Source organism: Sphingorhabdus sp. (assembly GCF_044239045.1).
Taxonomy (GTDB): Bacteria; Pseudomonadota; Alphaproteobacteria; order Sphingomonadales; family Sphingomonadaceae; genus Sphingorhabdus_B.
The window spans coordinates 22,831-42,674 of the sequence record NZ_JBIICD010000002.1 but is presented as its reverse complement, the minus strand read 5'-3'; the positions used below and the strand labels follow the sequence as shown (position 1 = coordinate 42,674).

Genomic DNA, 19,844 nt, shown 5'->3' with positions numbered 1-19,844 from the left:
AAAAAAATTTACATGTTCTATTTCAATATCTAACCTGATTACCCTATGCAAGCGCGTCTTGAACCGCTTCGGCAATTTGCTGGACAGAAAAAGGCTTAGCCAAGAACGCGACATTGTCGAGGCTGATCGTTTGGCGCAATTGTTCCTCGGCATAGCCAGAGATGAACAGCAAACGGACATCCCCATAAGTTTTGCGCAATTGTTGTGCCATCGATGGCCCATCCAAATGCGGCATTACGACATCGGATATAACCAGATCATAACGCTTCCCGTCGGCAAAGAGTTTCAGCGCTTGTTCGCCATCGCCCGCGGTTTCCACCACATAACCTTGCCGTACCAGCGCCCGTTCAGCCACAGCGCGCACCATATCCTCGTCTTCAACGATCAATATCCGGCCGCTGCCCCAAAATTCCTTTTGTATGTAGGATTCGCGCTTGCCAGTGTCTGGCGCGGGGACATCGCCACTGTAGGCTGGCAAGAAGATGTCAAACCGCGTTCCCTTTCCTAGTTGAGAGTCTGCAAAAATAAACCCGCCCGATTGTTTGACGATACCGTAGACAGTCGACAGACCAAGCCCTGTGCCTTTCCCCAATTCCTTAGTGGTGAAAAACGGTTCGAATATTTTCGACAGATTTTCCTTCGGAATGCCAACGCCGCTGTCTTCGACAGACAATTGGACATAATCACCGACGGGCAAAAATTCGCGGCCCATAGCGGCGACTTCACGTTGGCTGACAGCCGCTGTGCGGATATGGACGACGCCACCCTTGGGCATGGCGTCACGCGCGTTCACGCCCAAGTTGACGATGACTTGTTCAAGTTGCCCCGGGTCAGCCCGCACTGCGCCAACACCGACCCCATGATGCACCTCAAGCTGCACCGTCTCGCCCAACAGCCGCTTTAACAAGTTGGATACATCGGCCACCACATTGGCGAGTTGCAAGATTTGCGGACGTAAGGTTTGCTGACGCGAAAAAGCCAACAACTGGCGCGTCAGGCTGGCTGCACGGTTGGAGTTATTCTTGATCTGCTGGATATCGTCATAATCGTTGTCGCCGGGCTGATGGCGCATCAACATCAGGTCGCAATAGCCAATGATCGCAGTCAGGATATTGTTGAAATCATGCGCAACACCCCCCGCAAGCTGACCAATGGATTCCATCTTCGTCTGCTGTGCAACTTGGCGTTTCAGAATAATCTCTTCGCTATCATCTTTCAGCCCGAGCAACACTGCAGCCTCACCCAATCCGCGCACCCCTGCAATCGATAAAGCGATCACCTCGTCCGGCCGCTCTTTCAACCGGATCGCGATATCGCCAGAGGTCATCGACCTGCGGCTATAGCGGCGAATGCTCTCGAGCACCGCGCCCTTATCCTCATTGATAACAAGGTCGGCGGGATAAGGTGGGAGTATATGCGCCTCAACGCCTAGAACGCGCGCAAAGGCGTCATTGGCAAACAGAAACCGTCCATCACGATCAACTAGGGCAAGCCCCAGTGGAAGCGTCGATAGCAATTGTTCCACATGTGCCAGTGCCAAGCCGCGATCCACTTTCGCGCTTTCTTCATCGACCACTAGCAAAAGCGCCGCGCTTTCAGCATTTTGTTCGTCCAAAGGCACCTGCAGCAACCGGATTGGCAAACCCCAGAGCCCTTCACTTTCAAAGTACACGCTGCCTTTCTCATCCATCCGGACAAAATCGGCAAAGAGCCGACCAAGAATAGGCTGCTGATCCCCGCTAGCCGCGCGTGATGCAAAAGCGTCATTGGCCGCACACACTCTGCCATCTGTGGTCACGGCGAGCGCCATCACACCGCTGCTGGACATGGCTGCGCCGATATGCCCCGTAATCATCTCAATCGCGCGGCGCTCCATGTCGATTTCCTCGGCCGCCACAAAATGCCACATCAGATATTCGTCGGCCATGCCTACGCGAGCGACTTTCACGCTATAGGCGCGCCTCTCATTTACGATCGCCGCGACATCGGCGTTTCCGTCGCGCCATGCCGCAGAAGCCGCGGCATCCAGTAAGGCGCGATTAGCATTATCCAATCCAATATCTGGTGGAGCTTTCAATCCCGGAAAGGCATTCGTGAAATGGTCATTGGCGCAAACCAAATGACCCGCCCTGTCGCTGATCGCGATGGCAGCATTGTTCAACTGAACTGCCGCATGGGTTATCGACCAGTCGGGTACTGAAAGCGCAGACGCGCCCTCAACAGCAGGTCCGCTACGGAAAAAATGAATAAGGCCAGCGACAGCGATTATCGCAGCAACGGTTGCCCCCAGAAGGATGACATTTTTAGTGGAGAACCAAAGAATTGCGAGCGACAATATGCTCGTCAGCACCAAGGTTCCAAGCTTTTGTAAATCCCGTCGCGAAGATAGCTCGACATCCCCGCCAAGTATCTGAACATCTGTCGGCGGCGATATCTTTTTCAAAACGGCCCCTTACCCGATAAGATCCTGCGGCTCAGACTTATGGTGAAATTTACCCTGCCCTAGGGCTGGAACGCATCGTGTGATTTGTCAAGATTTCGTAATAGCCTAGTGGAACTGCTGCAAACCCACCGAGCTTCATTTACCTGACGGAAATGACTTCGACCGACGACGCCATTTGGCACTGATACGCCACCTCCAGAACCACGCGGCAACAAAGTAACCGACGACCGCAGCACCGATTGAAATAATGGCGAGCCCTGCAATCCCCTGAACAAGTGCCAGAGGCGCCTCGTTCCAGACATAGTCGCCCCAGGCAGATAAAGGCGCGGCTGTTTCGATGAGTTCATAAAAGCGGCCAGAACCATTGTTTAACCGCAAAACGGATTCACCGACATAGATCGACCCGAATAGAATGAACGGCGTAGTCGCTGGCATGCTAAGGAAGGTCATCGCCGCGCCAATGGGAATATTGGCGCGGAATGGCAGCGCCAATAAGGCTACGCCAGCAATTTGGATGCCCGGTATCAACAGGAAAATGCCGACCAGTAACCCCAGCGCGACGCCGCGCGGCACCGAACGGCGGGTGAAACGCCATAACGCCGGATGGAAAACGCGTTGCGCAAAAGGACGCAGAAAACGGCTACGTTCAAAGCTGTCGCGCGTCGGCGCTTGCTTATTAAACCAGGCGTTAAATTTACTCATCCGCGATCCCGCATGATTCGTCCTTGTTCCCGCTTCCAATCGCGCTCTTTTTCGGTCGCACGTTTGTCTGGGGCTTTTTTACCCTTTGCAAGGGCCAGCTCCACTTTCGCCCTACCCCTGCCATTAAAATAAATCGAGAGCGGAACGAGCGTCATACCCTGCCGCATCACCGCGCCATGCAGCTTATTTATTTCACGTTCATTAAGGAGCAATTTGCGCGGGCGCTTTGGTTCATGATTGAACCGGTTGCCGTGGCTGAATTCGGGAATATTGGCATTAATCAGCCAAATTTGATCATCGCGAACTTCGGCATAGCTCTCGGCAATTGAACCTTCGCCAAAACGTAAGGATTTCACTTCGGTGCCTGTCAGGACGATACCAGCTTCATATTTGTCATCAATATGAAAGTCATAGCGCGCCCGCCGGTTTTCAGCGACCGTTTTAACTTTGTTAAATGCTTCCGGCTTTGGACGAGTCATTAAATGAGGCCTGCATTCTCCAAAGCGGCATCAACCTGACGACAACTCGCCTCACTCGGCGGGGTCATGGGTAAACGCAACTCCGTTGGGAAGCCTTCGATGACGCAAGACAAAGCATATTTGATTGGACCGGGGGACGCATCGGAAAACAATGCCAAATGTAAGGGATAGAGCTTGTCATTCAGCGCACGCGCCAAATCATAGTCACCCGACGCACAAGCCGCCTGAAACTCTGCGCATAGCTTCGGCGCGACATTCGCCGTCACCGAAATACAGCCTTTTCCACCCGCTGCGTTGAACGCGAGAGACTGTTCATCGACGCCGGACAACAGACAGAAGTCCGGCCCACAAGCCAAACGATGGTCGGTAACGCGCGGCATGTCGCCGCTGGCATCCTTGATACCAATGACGGTGGGTAGTTGTGCCAGACGGGCGACGGTTTCAGGCTTAATGTCGGTCACCGTGCGCGCCGGCACATTGTATAGCAATATCGGCAAATCGTTCTTTTTCGTCATATGTTCGAAATGCGCGTAAATGCCTTCTTGATTTGGTCGGTTGTAATAAGGGGCAACCACAAGTCCAGCAGCAGCACCGCTTTTCTTGGAAAAGTTGAGATGCAGGATAGCGTTGTTGGTGTCGTTTGAACCGCAACCGGCAATAACAGGCACACGTCCAGCGGCCTGTTCAATGCATACTTCAATAACCCGATGATGCTCCGCATTAGACAGCGTGGACGCCTCACCTGTGGTCCCGGCTGGCACAAGCGCGCTCGAACCTTGCTCGATTTGCCAATCGATCAACGCACGAAAATGCTTTTCGCTAAACGTTCCGTCGCAAAAAGGAGTCACTAGAGCCGGTATTGATCCGGAAAACATATTATATGACTTTCATTCTGATTCAAATTGAACGCTAAGGCTAACATAGTCGTTTGTTCAGCGATTGATAAGGTTGGGGTCCATAATATGTCCAGCATGGTAAAGCATCTCATTTCGGCATCCGTAATCATTATTCCCTTAACCGTGTCTGCATCGGCACAACAATCTGACGGGATTATATGGCAGAGCGGCACCGGACAAATGTCCGCACCATCCGGACAACCTCTTTCACCACCCGTCATTTACGACCCAAGTGAGGGCAAAATCCCTGCCGCGCTGCAGCGTTGGAAAATGTTAAGCGCCCCGGGCAACTATAATTTTAACGACTATGCTTCCTTTTTGATGCTTTACCCCGATTGGCCAAATGCCGATGACATGCGCAAAAAGGCGGAGCAGACCATAAATCCGCTGTCTTACTCTCCTAATCAAGTTGTCGCTTTTTTTGACCGTTTGCCGCCAGTTACCAATGAAGGTCGCGCAAAATTTGCGTTGGCGCTGGATACCGTTGGTGACAAGGCGCGCGCTGCCGCCCAGGCGCGCGAGGCATGGCGCGGTGGCGCCTTGAGCGATGCAGATGAAGCGCGGGTTTTCCGCATTGCTCGCGGCACGCTGACATCCGCCGACCATGATGCCCGGGTGGACCGGCTGCTATGGTCAGGATCGACGCGCGGCGCTGAACGCTGGATCGCGTTTACCTCGCTGCAGCGTCGCCCTGCATTTGTGGCGGCGCTTGCAACACGGATGAAGGCACCCGATGCTGACTTAAAAGTGCAAGAGGCCGGCGCTTTAGCGAACAGCGAAGCCAGTCTTCTGGCGGCGCGGGCGGATGCGATGCGCGCGGCTGGGGACACCTTGGCTGTGCGCCAATTTCTTGCAAGCCGAGGAAATCTGGTGGCACCCGCTCCTGTTCTTAAGGATTGGTACCAATTGCTGCTGACGCATGCACGCGCGTCTGAAAATGATGGCCAATATGACGTCGCATATCGCATCGCCTCCCGTGTGGACGACGCAATCCCCGCTGGCGTTGCCATGGCCGACCAGGATCTCGCTACGCGTGATCGCTATACTAGCCTTACTTGGTTGGCCGGATCGGTGGCCATGGACCGCTTGGGCCGCCCTCGTGACGCCGTGAGCATGTTTGAGCGTTATGCTAAGGCTGCCAAATCAGCGCAAACCCGATCAAAGGGATTTTATTGGGCTGGCAAGGCCGCAGCGAAGGCCGGAGACCCGATGAACGCCACGCGTTTTTATGAACAAGCAGCGGCATATTTTGAAAGCTTTTTTGGCCAATTGGCCTTGGAGCAGCTGCGTCGCCCATTACCGCAAGTACCGCGCGTAGCCGTTACCCCGCCTGTGCTTAAGGACGGCAATGTTCCCCCTGTGCATTTGGCCGCCGCGCTCGCCGCAAAATATGGCAGCTGGCGTGACCAGAGCAACTTTTTCAGAGCCATTGCCCGTCACGCGGACGACCATGATCAATATACGGCTGCGGTTGGTCTTTCGCAAAAGCTTGGTCGCCCAGATCTCGCCGTAATGGCAGGTCGCGCCGCGCGCAGCGATGGCATCCCCGATTTGCTGGGTAACAGTTACCCCACCGTCAATGTTCCAGCTGCGCATAGCCAGACTTGGACGCTAGCCCATGCAATCATGCGTCAAGAAAGTCAGTTTGACCGCGCCGCCGTAAGCCACGCCGGGGCCCGCGGCCTGATGCAATTGATGCCCGGAACCGCGCGGGAGACATCAGGTAAAATCTCAATGGCCTACCGTCCCGATGCGCTGACCGTTGATACCGATTACAACATCGCCTTAGGGGCCACTTATATTGAGCGCATGCTCGATTATTATGACGGAAGCTATCCCTTGGCCATCGCCGCTTATAATGGCGGTCCGGGTAATGTGAACAAATGGCTCCGCGCCTATGGCGACCCGCGCACAGGCAGCATCGATATCATGGATTGGATCGAGAAAATCCCGCTCAGCGAAACCCGCGATTATGTCTATCGCGTTTTGGAAAATGCGGTGATGTATGATCATCTCCACCCCGAAAAGGCTCGGGTGCGGTCATCTACGCCACTGAGCGCCTATTTGGGCAAATCAACGCCGGGTTAACAGACGCCCGTACGTACCGACCGTTATTGCAACAACGCGCGGCGGTGCGGCGTCGCTGGTGACTCTCGACTCTCCACAACCCGAACGGCTAAGGCAAATGCATGGCCGAGCGTACCAACCCGATCACCCCAGCCGGATTCGCGGCCTTACGCGCGCGCTATGAACAATTATTTGCTATCGAACGCCCAGTAGTCGTCGAAATCGTCCATTGGGCCGCAGGCAATGGCGACCGAAGTGAAAATGGCGATTATATTTACGGACGCCAGAAACTCCGCGCGATTGACCGGGAACTGGGTCAGCTGTCGAAAAAGATGAAGGCGGCCCAAATACTCGACCCGTCAAAGCAAGAGGACCGAAGCCGCATTTTCTTTGGCGCTTGCGTAACGATTGCCGATGTTGATGACATACACCGAACGATCACAATCGTCGGTGATGACGAGGCCGATGCCAGCAACGGGCGGATAGGCTGGAATGCACCGCTTTCCCGTGCCTTACGCGGCGCGCGCGTGGGGGATGTCAAAACCGTGCATTTGCCCACAGGGCCAAAGGAATGGGAAATATTAGCTATAGACTATCCCTTGGGGGAATAGCCGATGGTCCGCTGCGCCAAAGCGACAATCTCTGGATCGCTATCCGGAAATTCCTGCGGCACGCTTTTCTCTAATTCTGCAATCACATGCGAAAGAACCGCTATCCGTGCCGCCTTTTGATTATTGCCGTCGATAACGGTCCAGTGTGCCCAAAGCGTGTGCGTACGCACGAACATATCGTTTAACGCTTCAAGATAATCGTCCCGCTTTTCGCGATTGCGAAAATCTTCTGCCGTGACTTTCCAGCGTTTTGCAGGATCATCAAGCCTTTCAACCAATACCCTGTCCTGCGTCTCGGCGGTCACATGCAGGAATATCTTGATGATCTTCGTGCCAATCTCGCTTTGTCGCGATTCAAATTCGTTGATTTCGTCATAGCCGCGCCGCCATTCGGCTTCGGTGCAAAATCCCTCGACACGCTCGACAAGCACGCGACCGTAATGACTTCTGTCCCAAATGCTGATTTCCCGCTTCCCCGGCAATTTATTCCAGAAGCGCCACAGGAAATGCTTGTCTTTTTCCTCTGAGGTCGGCGCAGAAATCGGGAAGACCTGATAAAAACGCGGGTCAAGTGAAGAGGTCATCCGCTTAATGGCGCCACCCTTGCCCGCGGCATCCCAGCCTTCGAAAATGATTAATGTCCGCGCTTCATGCAGAATGTGCAGGGCCTGTAGATCTGACAAGCGATCCTGAAGGCTTTTCAGGTCCTTTTCATATGCCCCGCTATATAATTTGCCGACTTCAAACTGGGAAAGGTCAATGGACATGCCCGCTTTCCAGCATCTATTGCACTGACAAACAAGCGAAAGCACAGATCTGTCCGCAAAAGGGACAGATCCTACTCTACATCATGTCCCAGAAATTAGGCCTTGGGCGGCTGTTCCACGACGCGAATGTTCAATTCGCGCAGTTGCTTGGCCATGGCTGGCGACGGCGCACCCATCAAAAGGTCTTCCGCCCGCTGGTTCATCGGGAACAGCGTAATTTCGCGCAAATTTTGCACGCCGCACAACAGCATGACCATCCGGTCCACCCCTGCAGCCATGCCGCCATGCGGTGGCGCGCCAAATTGGAACGCGCGGTACATGCCGCCAAAGCGCTCTTCAACGTCCGCCTGTGTCAGTCCAGTGAGTTCGAACGCCTTGACCATCAAATCGGGGTGCTGATTCCGGATCGAGCCTGAGGCAAGCTCATAGCCGTTACAGACCATGTCATATTGATACGCCTTGATGGTGAGCGGATCTTGCGTTTCGAGCGCCTGTAGCCCTCCCTGGGGCATTGAGAAGGGGTTGTGCGCAAAGTCGATCTTTTTGTCTTCCTCGCTCCATTCGTAGAACGGGAAATCGATGATCCAGCAAAAACGGAACGCGTCTTTTTCAATCAGGTCAAGCTGCTCACCCGTCCGCGTGCGTGCCGCGCCAGCCAGCTTTGCCGCTTGCTCTTCCTTGCCCGCGGCAAAGAAGCAACCATCGTCCGGCCCAAGTCCAATGGCATCATACAGCGCGCGCATGCCCTCCTCGCCATGATTTTTGGCGATCGGGCCGCCAAACTCGCCGCCCTTGCGGGTGACATAACCAAGGCCAGCATGGCCTTCGCTGCGCGCCCATTCGTTCATGTCATCGAAGAATTTACGGCTCTTGTCGGCAGTCTTTGGCGCCGGGATCGCGCGGACAACGCCGCCACCCTCGACAATACGTTCAAACAAGCCAAAGCCCGATGTCTTGAAAAATTCGGTAACGTCGTTGATGATCAACGGATTGCGTAAATCCGGCTTGTCGGTGCCGTAATCCAGCATCGCCTTTGAATGCGGGATGCGCGGGAACTGTCCTGCTGGAGTCACTTTTTTGCCGTCGGCAAATGACTCAAACACGCCCGCCATCACTGGCTCCATCGTGTCCCAGATTTCTTCCTGCGTGACAAAGCTCATTTCCAGATCAAGCTGGTAAAATTCGCCCGGCAAACGGTCGGCGCGCGGATCTTCATCGCGGAAGCATGGTGCAATCTGGAAATAGCGGTCGAAACCAGCGACCATCAACAACTGCTTATACTGCTGCGGTGCTTGCGGCAGTGCGAAAAATTTGCCGGCGTGGATGCGGCTTGGGACAAGGAAGTCACGTGCACCTTCGGGGCTCGATGCCGTCAGGATGGGCGTCGAATATTCGGTAAAGCCGATATCTTCCATACGGCGGCGCGTTTCGCGAATGATCTGCGTGCGCTTGACGATATTGGCGTGCAACGTTTCGCGGCGCAAATCTAGGAAGCGGTATTTCAGACGTGTTTCTTCAGGATATTCTTGCTCACCCGCGACAGGCAAAGGCAGTTCTTCCGACTTGCTCAAAACGGTTACGCTGCGGGCAAAGACCTCAATCTGGCCAGTTGGCAGGTTTGCGTTCACTGTGCTGGTGCTGCGGGCCTTCACCTCACCATCAATGGTGATAACGCTTTCAAGGCGTAAAGCTTCCAAGATCGGCAAAGCAGGGCTGTCGGTATCGGCCACGATCTGGGTCATTCCATAATGGTCCCGCAGGTCGACAAACAGCACGCCGCCATGGTCGCGCTTACGGTGGACCCAACCCGACAGGCGGACGGTTTCGCCTACATGGGTATCGCGGAGTTCAGCGCATTTGTGCGTACGATAAGCGTGCATTGTTTACTCAATTCAAAAAAGCTGTGGAAAGCGGGCCTGTCAACAGTGCAGCGGCACTTTGTCAAGTCGTGAATGGGTGCTACGGCGATACCCAATGCAGATTCATCCACTTATCACCGACAGCAAACGCCTCGCCGAATTGTGCGCACGCCTTGCACAATCGCCTTTTGTTGCGGTCGACACCGAATTTATGCGGGAAAACACTTATTATCCCGACTTATGTTTGGTTCAGCTGGCAGACGCCCATGAGGCCGCCGCAATTGACCCGAAGGCGGAGGGTCTTGACCTGACACCCATGCTTGAGCTGCTGTGCGAAAATGAGGATGTGTTGAAGGTATTCCACGCTGGTGGGCAGGATATCGAGATATTCTTTAACCTGACCGGCAAAACCCCGCATCCTATGTTCGACACGCAAATTGCCGCCATGGCGCTGGGTCAGGGTGAGCAAGTGGGTTATTCCAACCTAGTCGACCTTTGGATGGGTATCCAGTTGGACAAGGGTGCCCGCTTTACCGATTGGTCACGCCGCCCGCTGGATAAACGCCAAATTGATTATGCCATTGCTGATGTGACGCATTTGTCGGTCATCTTTCCGATGATGCTGGAAAAGCTTAAGGTAACTGGTCGCGGTGCGTGGTTGAACGACGAGATGGAGCGCATTTCCGACGCTGCCAATTATCGCAATGACCCCGAAAACGCATGGGCGCGGATTAAAGTGCAGTCGCGCAAACCCGAAGTACTTGGCCGCCTTCAAGCCATGGCCGCTTGGCGTGAGAAAGAAGCACAGCGCAAGAATATCCCGCGTGGACGCATCATGAAGGATGAAACGCTGGCCGATATCGCGGCACATCCACCCAAAAGTCAGGCCGACCTGCCCAAAGTGCGTGGCCTTTCGCCCGCATGGCGTGACAATGACATTGGTGCGCGCCTGATCGCGGTGATTGAGGCAAGCCAGCCAATGGCGCGTGACGATTTACCCGATCGCGCCCGCTCGTCACCCAGCGGTGGCAAGGATGTTGGGCTGGTTGCGGACCTGCTGAAGCTATTGCTCAAAATACGGTCACGCGAAATCAACGTGGCCCCGCGCTTGATTGTGCGGACAGAGGAGCTTGAGCGCTTGGCTGCTGGCGAGCGCGAAGATCTTGAAGTTTTAACCGGTTGGCGTTTTGACCAATTCGGGCGCGACGCTCTGGACCTTGTTGAAGGGCGGTTGGCCTTTGCCGTCGTCAATGGCAAGCTCAAGATGACGCTGACAAACGAAGAAGACATGGCGCGGGAAACCCCGGCTTAGGTCAGCCTTCGAGAACTTTTTTTACCAAATGCAAGTTTACAGGTGCATTTTCCGAGAGCGCCATGGCGTTTGCGGATCGGGCAAATTTTTCAATGGCAACATAGCTACGTTCGATACGTCGCTTCACATAGCTTAAGGCATCAATGCTAATCGCTGCACCCCGGTCAGCGAGATGTTTTTGCAGCAATTGCTCAATCATCTCGTCATCGGGCGGCGCGATGTCGAGCAACATGGCCGCGCCTAATCGCGACTGCAAATCGGGCAGTGCAATATTCCATTCCGCAGGTTGCCAACGCGATATCAACAATAACGGTACGCCACTCTCTTGCGAACGGTTCCACGCGTTGAAAAGTGTCTCGTCAGAACATGCCTCGGCTTCATCGATGACCGTACCATTCTGTCCAGAAAAATAGCGCGCCATGAGTGTTTTTCCAGAGCGTGCTGGCCCCGTGAGGATGGCGCAACGCTTCGCCCAGCCCGCCGCGCTGGACAGCCCAGCAAAGGCCGCTGCGTTCGAATCCGTGATGATGAGACTGGATGACGCGCCGCTGCGTAGTTCGTCCAAGGGCAAGGCAATTTGGCGCATCGACAGTCTAAATGCGCTTATGGCCGGGGTTGCGGTGCGGAAGGGGCCTGTCCCTCTGGCACAATGGATCTGACCACGTCATCAAGCGACGGCCCCGCGGGACCTTGCAAAGGTGCACCGGTTTGATCCCCTGTCGCAGCGTCTTCGATTTCGCTCTCCAAATCCTCGCCCTCGACCACTTCGGGTTCAAGGACCAGCGATGCATCCGCCCGCAGGCGGCCTGAGTTCAAGGCCGATTGGAACAATTGATCCATCCGCAAAACGGCTTGATCCATCATCGCAGGAATGCCAGCTTCACTCGTCGTACGCAGGGTGAATGCACCCAAAAATCTGTTATCCGGACCATAACGCGCCGAGAAACGCCCTATAACTGGACCACCGGGCCATTGCCGTTCAATCCGCGCGATGGGAATGATAACATCCGCCGCACCAAATTGGTCAAGGATCGTGCGCCACCAAATGCGGCTACGGCGTTCCGGTTGGCCCGCATTCAACAACAACGACTCGCCGCCTGCCCCACTGGGCCGGACATAATCGATGGTGCTGTCTGCGGTGCGAAATTTGGCCCAGCTCCGTTGCCATGATGTGCGCTGTTCAAATACCGTAGGGGCGCCTGCCGAATAAGTGACGGGCAAAAGCATCAAGGGTGCAGAACGCCTTGTAACGCCGCTGACGCCCAACAACTGACCGGCACGCACGCGGTCAAACAGGACGCCGAGCTTTGCAACATAACGGCGGGGGCCAATTTGTTCCTGTTCCACGACAATGGCGGCCGTAATGCCGTCCAATGTCGAATCGGACAGACTAGCTCCTACTTCATTATGGGTTTTGCGCCACAACGCCGCCCATGCAACGCGCTGCGCCTGTTCCCACCCCTTTTGCCTTGCGTCAAAGGCGTTATCGCCAACCACGTTGACCGAAACGCCTGTAACTTCAAAGTCGCCGGCGCTCGCGATCGGCGCAATACCGCGCTTTGGCCCTTCAATCTGCGCCACAACGATGCCGCCGCCGACTAGCGCCAAAGGCAAGCCAATTGCAGCGATGCGGAACCAATTCTTACGCAAATTTGTCATCTCGGCACCTTTAGGCGACATAGGCGTGGAATTCCAAGCTTGTTCTCGCTAACGGCAACAAATGGACGCAAAAGATCAAAGCTCAGAATCCTACACCTACGCCAAGGCGGGTGTTTCCATCGAAACCGGTAATGCATTGGTGCGCGCCATTGCGCCACTGGCCAAAGCAACGCGTCGTGCAGGTGCAGACGCGGACCTTGGCGGATTTGGCGGGTTCTTCGATTTGAAAGCAGCAGGATTTAACGACCCTTTGCTGGTTGCTGCAAATGACGGCGTAGGAACCAAGCTGAAACTAGCGATAGAATCCGGACGACATGAAGGCGTCGGTATTGATTTGGTCGCGATGTGCGCAAACGACCTGATCGTACAAGGCGCAGAGCCTTTGTTTTTCCTTGATTATTATGCAACCGACAAGCTCGATAATGCTATCGCGACTTCCGTTGTGGCCAGTATCGCAGAGGGCTGCAAACTGGCGGGCTGCGCGCTGATCGGCGGCGAGACGGCGGAAATGCCCGGCATGTATTCTGATGGTGATTATGACTTGGCTGGCTTTTGCGTCGGCGCCGTTGAGCGCGACCAAGTCCTGACCGCCGATAAGGTTGTCGCGGGCGATGTCATCTTGGGCCTCGCATCTTCGGGCGTGCATTCCAACGGCTTTTCCTTAGTACGCAGACTTGCGGCAGATAAAGGCTGGAAGCTTGATCGCCCTGCTCTATTTGACCAGAATGTCATTCTAATTGACGCGCTGATGGCGCCAACACGGATCTATGTGAAGTCCTTGCTACCACTTGTGCGCACAGGTAAGATCCATGCGATGGCGCATATCACTGGCGGCGGTTTGCTCGAAAATATTCCGCGTATTTTGCCGGCGGGGCTGCATGCCCATGTCAACGCAGACGCTTGGACGCAGCCGCGCCTGATGGCTTTTTTGCAAGCGCAGGGTAATATTGAGCCTGAAGAAATGGCGCGCACATTTAACTGTGGTGTCGGCATGGCTGTCGTGGTTGCGCAGTCCGATGTTGCGGATGTAACCGCTTTGCTTGAGGCCGCTGGCGAGACTGTGTTTAATATCGGCCATATTGCCGATGGAGACAAAGGCTGCACCGTGACGGGCTCTGTCGAAACGTGGAGCGCGCAATCCGATTGGACTGCGACTTATGTGGGCTAAAAACCGCACCATCACCCTGAACTCGTTTCAGGGTGTATCTGTAAAAATGGCTCCGGTTAATCTGGCACGATGGATGCTGGAACGTCAGTCACCAGAGGTGAAACAAGTTCAGCATGACAATATTTTGGTAATGGCATGAAAGCCAAAGTCGCAGTCCTCATTTCAGGCGCGGGCACCAATATGGCAGCCTTATTGTTCGCCTCTAAACTGCCAAGCTGTCCCTATGAAATTGTTTTGGTGGCCAGCAACAATCCCGACGCCGACGGCCTCAAAATCGCGGTGGCTGAGGGCATCCCGACATTCACAGCGTCGCATATCGGCCTTGACCGTGCCGCGCATGACGCGATCATGCATGGCGCAATCGTCGAGGCAGACGCCACTTTTGTCGCCTTGGCCGGGTATATGCGGATATTGTCCACGGAATTTGTGGAAAAATGGGATGGACGCATGCTCAATATCCACCCGTCTTTGCTGCCGAAGTATAAAGGCCTGCACACCCATCAACGCGCTATTGATGCCAAAGATACAGTCGCTGGAACCAGCGTGCATTTGGTCACGGCGGAACTGGATGACGGCCCAGTGCTTGGTCAATTTGAAGTTGCGATTTTGCCCGATGATACGGCGGACACGCTCGCCGACCGCGTTAAAATGGCGGAGTATCAATTATACCCCAGGACGCTGGCCGATTTTGTCGCGCGTGATACCAAGCCGGTTATCTAATTATACAGGCTCACAAACTCGCTCTCACCCAAGCCGAAGCTGACGCAATATTATTCCTTGGCCTGCCTATTTCGGTGATAAATGGGTCGGCATCAGGTCGACTCTTGGTGGCACCGATTGGGACCATATTAACGACTGGTATGTCAAAAGCTGGCGCGCAGCTGAGTTGCTTTCCTAGGAAAGGAACCTCAAAGCCACTCGACCGACGCCCGACTTTCCTGATCAAGTCAGGAGAGTCGGAACATCAAATATTTAGATTGGCTTACCCAACAATCTCTTCAGGTTTGAAGAAATAAGCGATTTCGATGGCAGCATTTTCATCGCTGTCCGAACCATGCACAGTGTTGGCTTCGATGCTTTCGGCCAATTCCTTACGGATGGTGCCTGGCTCAGCATTTTCAGGGTTCGTCGCACCCATGATGTCGCGGTTGCGCTGCATAGCATTTTCGCCTTCCAGCACTTGAACGACGACGGGTCCGCTGATCATGAATTCAACGAGTTCACCAAAAAATGGACGCTCTTTGTGTACGGCGTAAAAGCCTTCGGCCTGTTCACGCGACATGTGGATGCGCTTTGATGCAACAACGCGAAGGCCAGCTTCTTCAAGCATCTTGGTTACTGCGCCCGTCAGGTTGCGACGTGTTGCGTCAGGCTTAATGATCGAGAATGTGCGCGTAGCCGCCATGAGATACTCCAAATATATAGGGGGTTAATTTGCCGCGCCTCTAACGACGCTGGGCCATTTTGGCAAGCTTTATGGGCCTTGCACCCATTTGCCACCGTCCTGTTTCCAGTAACGCCTTTCCACGCCCTCGCTTAAACTTCGCCACGCCGCGCGCGCATTGTCCGTGTGGCTGGGCGCAAAAAGATAAAAAATGCGGTCGAAATCCTTTTCAATGGGACGCCAGTTGCCATCGGCGATGACCACAAAGCGCGCTTTATTGGCGGCTTCGGCATTATTGGACAGCAATATGGGTTGAAGTGCATCCTCTCCTTCCCCAGCCATATTATGCGCCAAAAAACTGTCCGTCACTGCCGTCCAAAGCGCGGAAGATATGGCATCCAATTGTGCGCTGTCGTCACTGATAATCAACAACCGCCCGTCATCGTCCAATATACGCTGGGCAATGACGGGAATTATTTTTTCAGCAGGATCGCGGGTAAGTTGATAAAAATCGACCTGCATGATGCTGTTACATCAGCCTTCGAAATTGTCTGCGACGAAACGATCAAGTAAACGCACGCCAAATCCCGTTGCACCCTTGTCCCATACGGCCCCTGCCTTGTCGGCCCACACAGTGCCGGCAATATCAAGATGCGCCCATTTCACACCGTCTTTGATAAAGCGGCCCAAGAATTGCGCTGCGGTAATGGAACCTGCGCCTTTCCCGCCAATATTCTTCATATCGGCAATCGGGCTATCGATCATCTTGTCATAAGCCTTTGACAAGGGGAAGCGCCACAATGGGTCGCCTGATGCCTTGCCCGCCGCCGTTAGCTTATCGGCAAGTTCATCACTATTCGAGAATAGCCCTGCATATTCACTACCAAGCGAGACAATGATCGCGCCCGTTAGCGTCGCCAAATCGACAATATATTCTGGGTTATGCTTTTCCTGCACCCAATGCAGCGCGTCGCAAAGAACAAGTCGGCCCTCTGCGTCGGTGTTCAGTACTTCGATTGTTTGCCCCGACATGGACGTCACGATATCACCGGGACGTTGCGCATTACCGTCTGGCATGTTCTCCACAAGGCCGCATACGCCGACGACATAGGCCTTAGCCTTGCGTCCCGCCAATGCCTTCATGGCACCAGCCACCGCGCCAGCGCCGCCCATATCCCATTTCATATCTTCCATACCTGCCGCTGGCTTTATGGAAATGCCGCCAGTGTCGAACGTAACACCTTTACCGACCAAGGCGACTGGCCTTTCTTGGGTGCCGCCAGTGCCGTCCCACTTCATTACCAACAGCCGAGCGGGACGGCGTGATCCTTGCGCCACGCCCAACAACGCGCCCATGCCAAGCGCCGCCATATCCTTATCATCCAGCACGCTGATCTCGACGCCCAGTTCTTTCAAATGCTGGCAACGCGCAACAAAACTTTCGGGATAAATGATGTTCGCGGGTTCAGTGACCAATTCCTTCGTTAGGGCAACGCCATCCGCTACCGCACGGTAACTTGTCCAATGCGCGCTGGCCTCTGCCGGCGCAGCAACGACAGTGAGCGACTCCACGGTAGGCTTTGACGTTTCGGGTAATTTGGTGCGATATTTGTCCATCCGCCAGTTGCGCAACGTAGCGCCATAAGCAACCTCTGCCGCATGCTGCGCCGTCAAATTAGCTCCATGAACAGCGATATGTTTTGCGCCCGAGGTCTGCACCTTAGCGATAATGTCTCCGCCAGCTTTTTGGTAATCAGCCGCCTCACCTTCCGCCACACCAAGCAGCATGATATGCACCATCTTGCCGCCTTGTTCGTTGATCAAAAGGAAATTCTGCCCGGCAGCACCCTCGAACCGCGATAGCTTTGCGGTCGCGTGAATAATGTTCGTGTTTTGCAAAGGAAATTCGACTTCAGCAAAGCTGCTTTTTGTAACGATAAAAACGAGCACGTCGGCATCTTGGGGGCGCGCATCAGTGAAATTGATCTTCATGGAAGTAAACAGCCTTTCCGCTGGGTGTCATGTTTGACGATGCTATAGGCCTATTATCTGTTCCGATTAAAGCAAAAGATGGTGTGAATATGCGAGTGTCTAAACGCAAATAATGCCATGCATGGCAACATGGGTGGACCCAAAGCAATAGCGGCGATAAAGGGCGTATCGGTTTTTATGATTATTCCCGCCCCCCGGCCCGCCCTTATGCGTTTTTTGCTTATGCCGATATTGCTCGGATGCGGTTCATTGCTTACCATTGCAATGGCCCAAAGCGAAGCATCTGCCAAAACAACGCAGCAGGAAAGCGACCAAATCGGGTTTTCCGCTGAAGTTGTCGAATATGACTCTAATACCGAAGTCGTCACGGCCAAAGGCAACGTCATTGCCAATCGTGACGGATATTCCGTACGCGCAGATAAAATTGTTTGGAACCGCTCAACTGGCCAAGTTGTGGCCGAAGGCAATATCCGAACGGTCGGACCAGAAGGCGACGTCGCTTATGCCGACACAGTCGAGCTTACCGATACCCTGAAAGACGGCGTCATCAATAATATGCTTGTGGTGCTGGCCGACGAAAGTCGCTTGGCCGCCAATAACGGCACACGCATGAATGGTGTCTACACGCTGAACTATGCCGCTTACACCGCATGCAAGGTCGAAACTGCCGATGGATGTCCGAAAAACCCAAGCTGGGAAGTGAAAGCCGTTAAAGTTGTTTATGATCCAGCCAAGAAGCGGGTTGATTACGAGGGCGCGCGTATCGAGCTTTTTGGATTACCGGTTGTACCGCTGCCATATTTATCGCACCCTGTGGGAACACAGGCTGGCAGCGGCTTTTTGGTCCCTAGCATCGGCTTTTCCCGCAACAACGGCATTGAGCTCGAACAATCTTATTATTGGCGCATTACCCAAAGTCAGGATTTAACCGGATCCGTCACTGCATTTTCCGATGCAGCACCTTTGGGACGCGTGAATTTTAGGTCATTGGGAAAATATGGCGCGATCAACCTTGCAGCATATGGCACGTATAGCGACCGCATCAGCACGAGTGACGTTTCAACCTCGGTTGGGTCAAATGTGTTTCGCGGATATCTGGAGGGCGCTAGTCGTTTTCAATTCGACCCAAATTGGTCATTTTCGACTTCTGGTCGCTATGCATCCGACCGAACATTCCTCCGGCGCTACGACATAAGCCGCGACGACCGGCTGCGTTCGACGTTTTCGGTCGAGCGCATCGGCGGCAACAGCTATTTTTCATTAGCAGGCTGGGCTGTGCAGACTTTGCGTACAGGCGACCCACAAGGGCTCGCGCCTATCGCGCTGCCCGAATTAGACTACCGCTTGCGCATGAATGCTCCGTTGGTTGGAGGAACTGTTCAGCTTCAAGCTAACAGCCTCGCCATTGCCCGTACGGAGGGCCAAGACACGCAACGGGCATTTGTTTCTGTCAAATGGGACCGGCGGACCATTAATGGTCTGGGTCAAGAAATGACGTTTACCATGCTGGCGCGCGGAGATGTCTACAATAGTGACGATAATGCAAGCACGCTTACAGCCATTTACCGCGGTGAAACCGGCTGGCAAAAGCGCAGCATATTTGCAGCATCCGCAGATATCAAATGGCCGCTCGTAGGACGGGCCTTTGGCGGTACACAGATTTTAACACCGCGCGTTCAGGTGGTCGCAACGCCAGCCATAAGCAATCTGAATATTCCAAACGAAGACTCGCGAGCTGTCGATCTTGAGGACAGCAATATCTTCGCGCTGAACCGGTTTCCAGGCTATGATCGGTTTGAAGATGATTACCGCATAACTTATGGCTTCGACTGGGCCTTACGGAAGTCCAATTTTACGGCCGATGTCAATTTGGGGCAAAGCTACCGCCTGTCTAACCGCGCGTCGATCTTCCCAGACGGAACGGGACTATCCGACGAAGCATCAGACATAGTAGGTCGTTCAGAATTTCGTTTTAAAAACATCGTAAAGCTTACACATCGCTTCCGGCTCGATAAAGACAATTTGGCCATCCGTCGCAATGAGGTCGACGCCACCATCGGCTCGCGTGGAACCTATCTGCAGGCGGGGTATCTTAAGTTGAACCGCAACATTGGCCCCACCTTAGAAGATTTGAAGGATCGCGAAGAAATTCGTCTCGCGGGGCGTATCCGTGTGGCCCGCTACTGGTCGGTTTTTGGATCGACCATTCTTGACCTTACCGATCCCAAAGAGGACCCTACAATCCTCTCGGATGGTTTCGACCCAATTAGGCATAGGCTTGGCGTTTCCTATGATGACGATTGCTTATCATTAAGCCTAGCATGGCGGCGCGACTATCAACCTGTCGGCGATTCTCAGCGCGGCAATAGCTTCCTGTTCCGTCTGGCGTTTCGCAATCTGGGTGTGTAAGGCGTCATTTATTAATATTCAGACGGGTTTGTGGCCACTCATCTGCTGTTCAGCAAGCATTGGCTACTTATCCGTCCAAAAATGATACTGTATTGG

Annotated in this window: 16 protein-coding genes and 1 pseudogene; 6 read left to right on the top strand and 11 right to left on the bottom strand. The window is 54.1% G+C overall.

The window, feature by feature from the left end; all coding sequences use genetic code 11:
• Nucleotides 1-43: 43 nt before the first annotated feature.
• From ACILP4_RS01040 to dapA, 4 genes are all read right to left on the bottom strand, one after another.
• Nucleotides 44-2,443 (bottom strand): response regulator, encoded by a 2,400-nt coding sequence (locus ACILP4_RS01040; protein WP_395618903.1) that lies wholly within the window; start codon nt 2,441-2,443, stop codon nt 44-46.
• Between the two features lie 135 nt (nt 2,444-2,578).
• The gene (locus tag ACILP4_RS01035; RefSeq protein ID WP_395618902.1) at nt 2,579-3,145 is read right to left on the bottom strand and encodes a DUF2062 domain-containing protein; all 567 of its coding nucleotides are present in this window, start codon (nt 3,143-3,145) and stop codon (nt 2,579-2,581) included.
• A complete protein-coding gene (gene smpB / locus ACILP4_RS01030; protein ID WP_125230014.1) occupies nt 3,142-3,624 on the bottom strand; it encodes an SsrA-binding protein SmpB in 483 nt (160 codons plus the stop codon). The genes ACILP4_RS01035 and smpB overlap by 4 nt, the downstream gene beginning before the upstream one ends.
• A complete protein-coding gene (gene dapA, locus ACILP4_RS01025; protein ID WP_395618901.1) occupies nt 3,624-4,499 on the bottom strand; it encodes a 4-hydroxy-tetrahydrodipicolinate synthase in 876 nt (291 codons plus the stop codon). Before dapA ends, smpB begins: the two co-directional genes overlap by 1 nt.
• Nucleotides 4,500-4,586: 87 nt before the next feature.
• Here dapA and ACILP4_RS01020 point away from each other — a divergent pair, with 87 nt between their 5' ends.
• Both ACILP4_RS01020 and ACILP4_RS01015 read left to right on the top strand, forming a co-directional pair.
• Nucleotides 4,587-6,608: a lytic transglycosylase domain-containing protein gene (locus ACILP4_RS01020; protein ID WP_395618900.1), complete on the top strand. Its 2,022-nt coding sequence runs from the start codon at nt 4,587-4,589 to the stop codon at nt 6,606-6,608.
• A 101-nt stretch (nt 6,609-6,709) separates the two neighbouring features.
• The gene (locus tag ACILP4_RS01015) at nt 6,710-7,198 is read left to right on the top strand and encodes a GreA/GreB family elongation factor (RefSeq protein ID WP_395618899.1); all 489 of its coding nucleotides are present in this window, start codon (nt 6,710-6,712) and stop codon (nt 7,196-7,198) included.
• Here the strand turns inward: ACILP4_RS01015 and ACILP4_RS01010 are convergent.
• A complete protein-coding gene (locus tag ACILP4_RS01010; protein ID WP_395618898.1) occupies nt 7,180-7,965 on the bottom strand; it encodes a polyphosphate kinase 2 family protein in 786 nt (261 codons plus the stop codon). The genes ACILP4_RS01015 and ACILP4_RS01010 overlap by 19 nt on opposite strands.
• Before the next feature lie 95 nt (nt 7,966-8,060).
• Nucleotides 8,061-9,845 (bottom strand): aspartate--tRNA ligase, encoded by a 1,785-nt coding sequence (gene aspS, locus ACILP4_RS01005; protein WP_395618897.1) that lies wholly within the window; start codon nt 9,843-9,845, stop codon nt 8,061-8,063.
• A gap of 94 nt (nt 9,846-9,939) precedes the next feature.
• Here aspS and rnd point away from each other — a divergent pair, with 94 nt between their 5' ends.
• Nucleotides 9,940-11,136: a ribonuclease D gene (gene rnd / locus ACILP4_RS01000; RefSeq protein WP_395618896.1), complete on the top strand. Its 1,197-nt coding sequence runs from the start codon at nt 9,940-9,942 to the stop codon at nt 11,134-11,136.
• Between the two features lies 1 nt (nt 11,137).
• Here rnd and ACILP4_RS00995 read toward each other — a convergent pair whose 3' ends face one another.
• Both ACILP4_RS00995 and ACILP4_RS00990 read right to left on the bottom strand, forming a co-directional pair.
• Entirely contained in the window at nt 11,138-11,722 is a 585-nt protein-coding gene (locus ACILP4_RS00995; protein WP_395618895.1) for an ATPase, read from the bottom strand.
• Nucleotides 11,723-11,739: 17 nt separating this feature from the next.
• Nucleotides 11,740-12,795 carry a heavy-metal-associated domain-containing protein gene (locus tag ACILP4_RS00990; protein ID WP_395618894.1) on the bottom strand — a complete coding sequence of 352 codons (1,056 nt, stop codon included), beginning with the start codon at nt 12,793-12,795 and terminating at the stop codon, nt 11,740-11,742.
• 61 nt (nt 12,796-12,856) lie between these two features.
• Between ACILP4_RS00990 and purM the strand changes: the two genes are divergently transcribed.
• Together purM and purN are read left to right on the top strand one after the other, a co-directional pair.
• Nucleotides 12,857-13,963 carry a phosphoribosylformylglycinamidine cyclo-ligase gene (purM, locus tag ACILP4_RS00985; RefSeq protein WP_395618893.1) on the top strand — a complete coding sequence of 369 codons (1,107 nt, stop codon included), beginning with the start codon at nt 12,857-12,859 and terminating at the stop codon, nt 13,961-13,963.
• Between the two features lie 135 nt (nt 13,964-14,098).
• Nucleotides 14,099-14,861 (top strand): annotated as a pseudogene (purN, locus tag ACILP4_RS00980) (phosphoribosylglycinamide formyltransferase).
• An 84-nt stretch (nt 14,862-14,945) separates the two neighbouring features.
• On the opposite strand, the gene ndk reads toward purN, so the two are convergent.
• The 3 genes from ndk to ACILP4_RS00965 all read right to left on the bottom strand — a co-directional run bounded on the left by ndk (nt 14,946) and on the right by ACILP4_RS00965 (nt 17,339).
• Entirely contained in the window at nt 14,946-15,368 is a 423-nt protein-coding gene (ndk, locus tag ACILP4_RS00975) for a nucleoside-diphosphate kinase (RefSeq protein WP_395618892.1), read from the bottom strand.
• Between the two features lie 69 nt (nt 15,369-15,437).
• Nucleotides 15,438-15,869 (bottom strand): DNA polymerase III subunit chi, encoded by a 432-nt coding sequence (locus ACILP4_RS00970; protein ID WP_395618891.1) that lies wholly within the window; start codon nt 15,867-15,869, stop codon nt 15,438-15,440.
• A 12-nt stretch (nt 15,870-15,881) separates the two neighbouring features.
• Nucleotides 15,882-17,339, bottom strand: a complete 1,458-nt coding sequence (locus ACILP4_RS00965; protein ID WP_395618890.1) for a leucyl aminopeptidase — start codon at nt 17,337-17,339, stop codon at nt 15,882-15,884.
• Nucleotides 17,340-17,546: 207 nt separating this feature from the next.
• Between ACILP4_RS00965 and ACILP4_RS00960 the strand changes: the two genes are divergently transcribed.
• Nucleotides 17,547-19,748: an LPS-assembly protein LptD gene (locus tag ACILP4_RS00960; RefSeq protein ID WP_395618889.1), complete on the top strand. Its 2,202-nt coding sequence runs from the start codon at nt 17,547-17,549 to the stop codon at nt 19,746-19,748.
• Nucleotides 19,749-19,844 lie beyond the last annotated feature (96 nt).

Excerpts from the sequence above, each read along its gene's own strand:
- ACILP4_RS01035 (WP_395618902.1), bottom strand. The coding sequence starts at position 3,145 with ATGAGTAAATTTAACGCCTGGTTTAATAAGCAAGCGCCGACGCGCGAC.
- smpB (WP_125230014.1), bottom strand. The coding sequence starts at position 3,624 with ATGACTCGTCCAAAGCCGGAAGCATTTAACAAAGTTAAAACGGTCGCT.
- dapA (WP_395618901.1), bottom strand. The coding sequence starts at position 4,499 with ATGTTTTCCGGATCAATACCGGCTCTAGTGACTCCTTTTTGCGACGGA.
- ACILP4_RS01020 (WP_395618900.1), top strand. The coding sequence starts at position 4,587 with ATGTCCAGCATGGTAAAGCATCTCATTTCGGCATCCGTAATCATTATT.
- ACILP4_RS01015 (WP_395618899.1), top strand. The coding sequence starts at position 6,710 with ATGGCCGAGCGTACCAACCCGATCACCCCAGCCGGATTCGCGGCCTTA.
- ACILP4_RS01010 (WP_395618898.1), bottom strand. The coding sequence starts at position 7,965 with ATGTCCATTGACCTTTCCCAGTTTGAAGTCGGCAAATTATATAGCGGG.
- aspS (WP_395618897.1), bottom strand. The coding sequence starts at position 9,845 with ATGCACGCTTATCGTACGCACAAATGCGCTGAACTCCGCGATACCCAT.
- rnd (WP_395618896.1), top strand. The coding sequence starts at position 9,940 with ATGCAGATTCATCCACTTATCACCGACAGCAAACGCCTCGCCGAATTG.
- ACILP4_RS00995 (WP_395618895.1), bottom strand. The coding sequence starts at position 11,722 with ATGCGCCAAATTGCCTTGCCCTTGGACGAACTACGCAGCGGCGCGTCA.
- ACILP4_RS00990 (WP_395618894.1), bottom strand. The coding sequence starts at position 12,795 with ATGACAAATTTGCGTAAGAATTGGTTCCGCATCGCTGCAATTGGCTTG.
- purM (WP_395618893.1), top strand. The coding sequence starts at position 12,857 with ATGGACGCAAAAGATCAAAGCTCAGAATCCTACACCTACGCCAAGGCG.
- ndk (WP_395618892.1), bottom strand. The coding sequence starts at position 15,368 with ATGGCGGCTACGCGCACATTCTCGATCATTAAGCCTGACGCAACACGT.
- ACILP4_RS00970 (WP_395618891.1), bottom strand. The coding sequence starts at position 15,869 with ATGCAGGTCGATTTTTATCAACTTACCCGCGATCCTGCTGAAAAAATA.
- ACILP4_RS00965 (WP_395618890.1), bottom strand. The coding sequence starts at position 17,339 with ATGAAGATCAATTTCACTGATGCGCGCCCCCAAGATGCCGACGTGCTC.
- ACILP4_RS00960 (WP_395618889.1), top strand. The coding sequence starts at position 17,547 with ATGCGTTTTTTGCTTATGCCGATATTGCTCGGATGCGGTTCATTGCTT.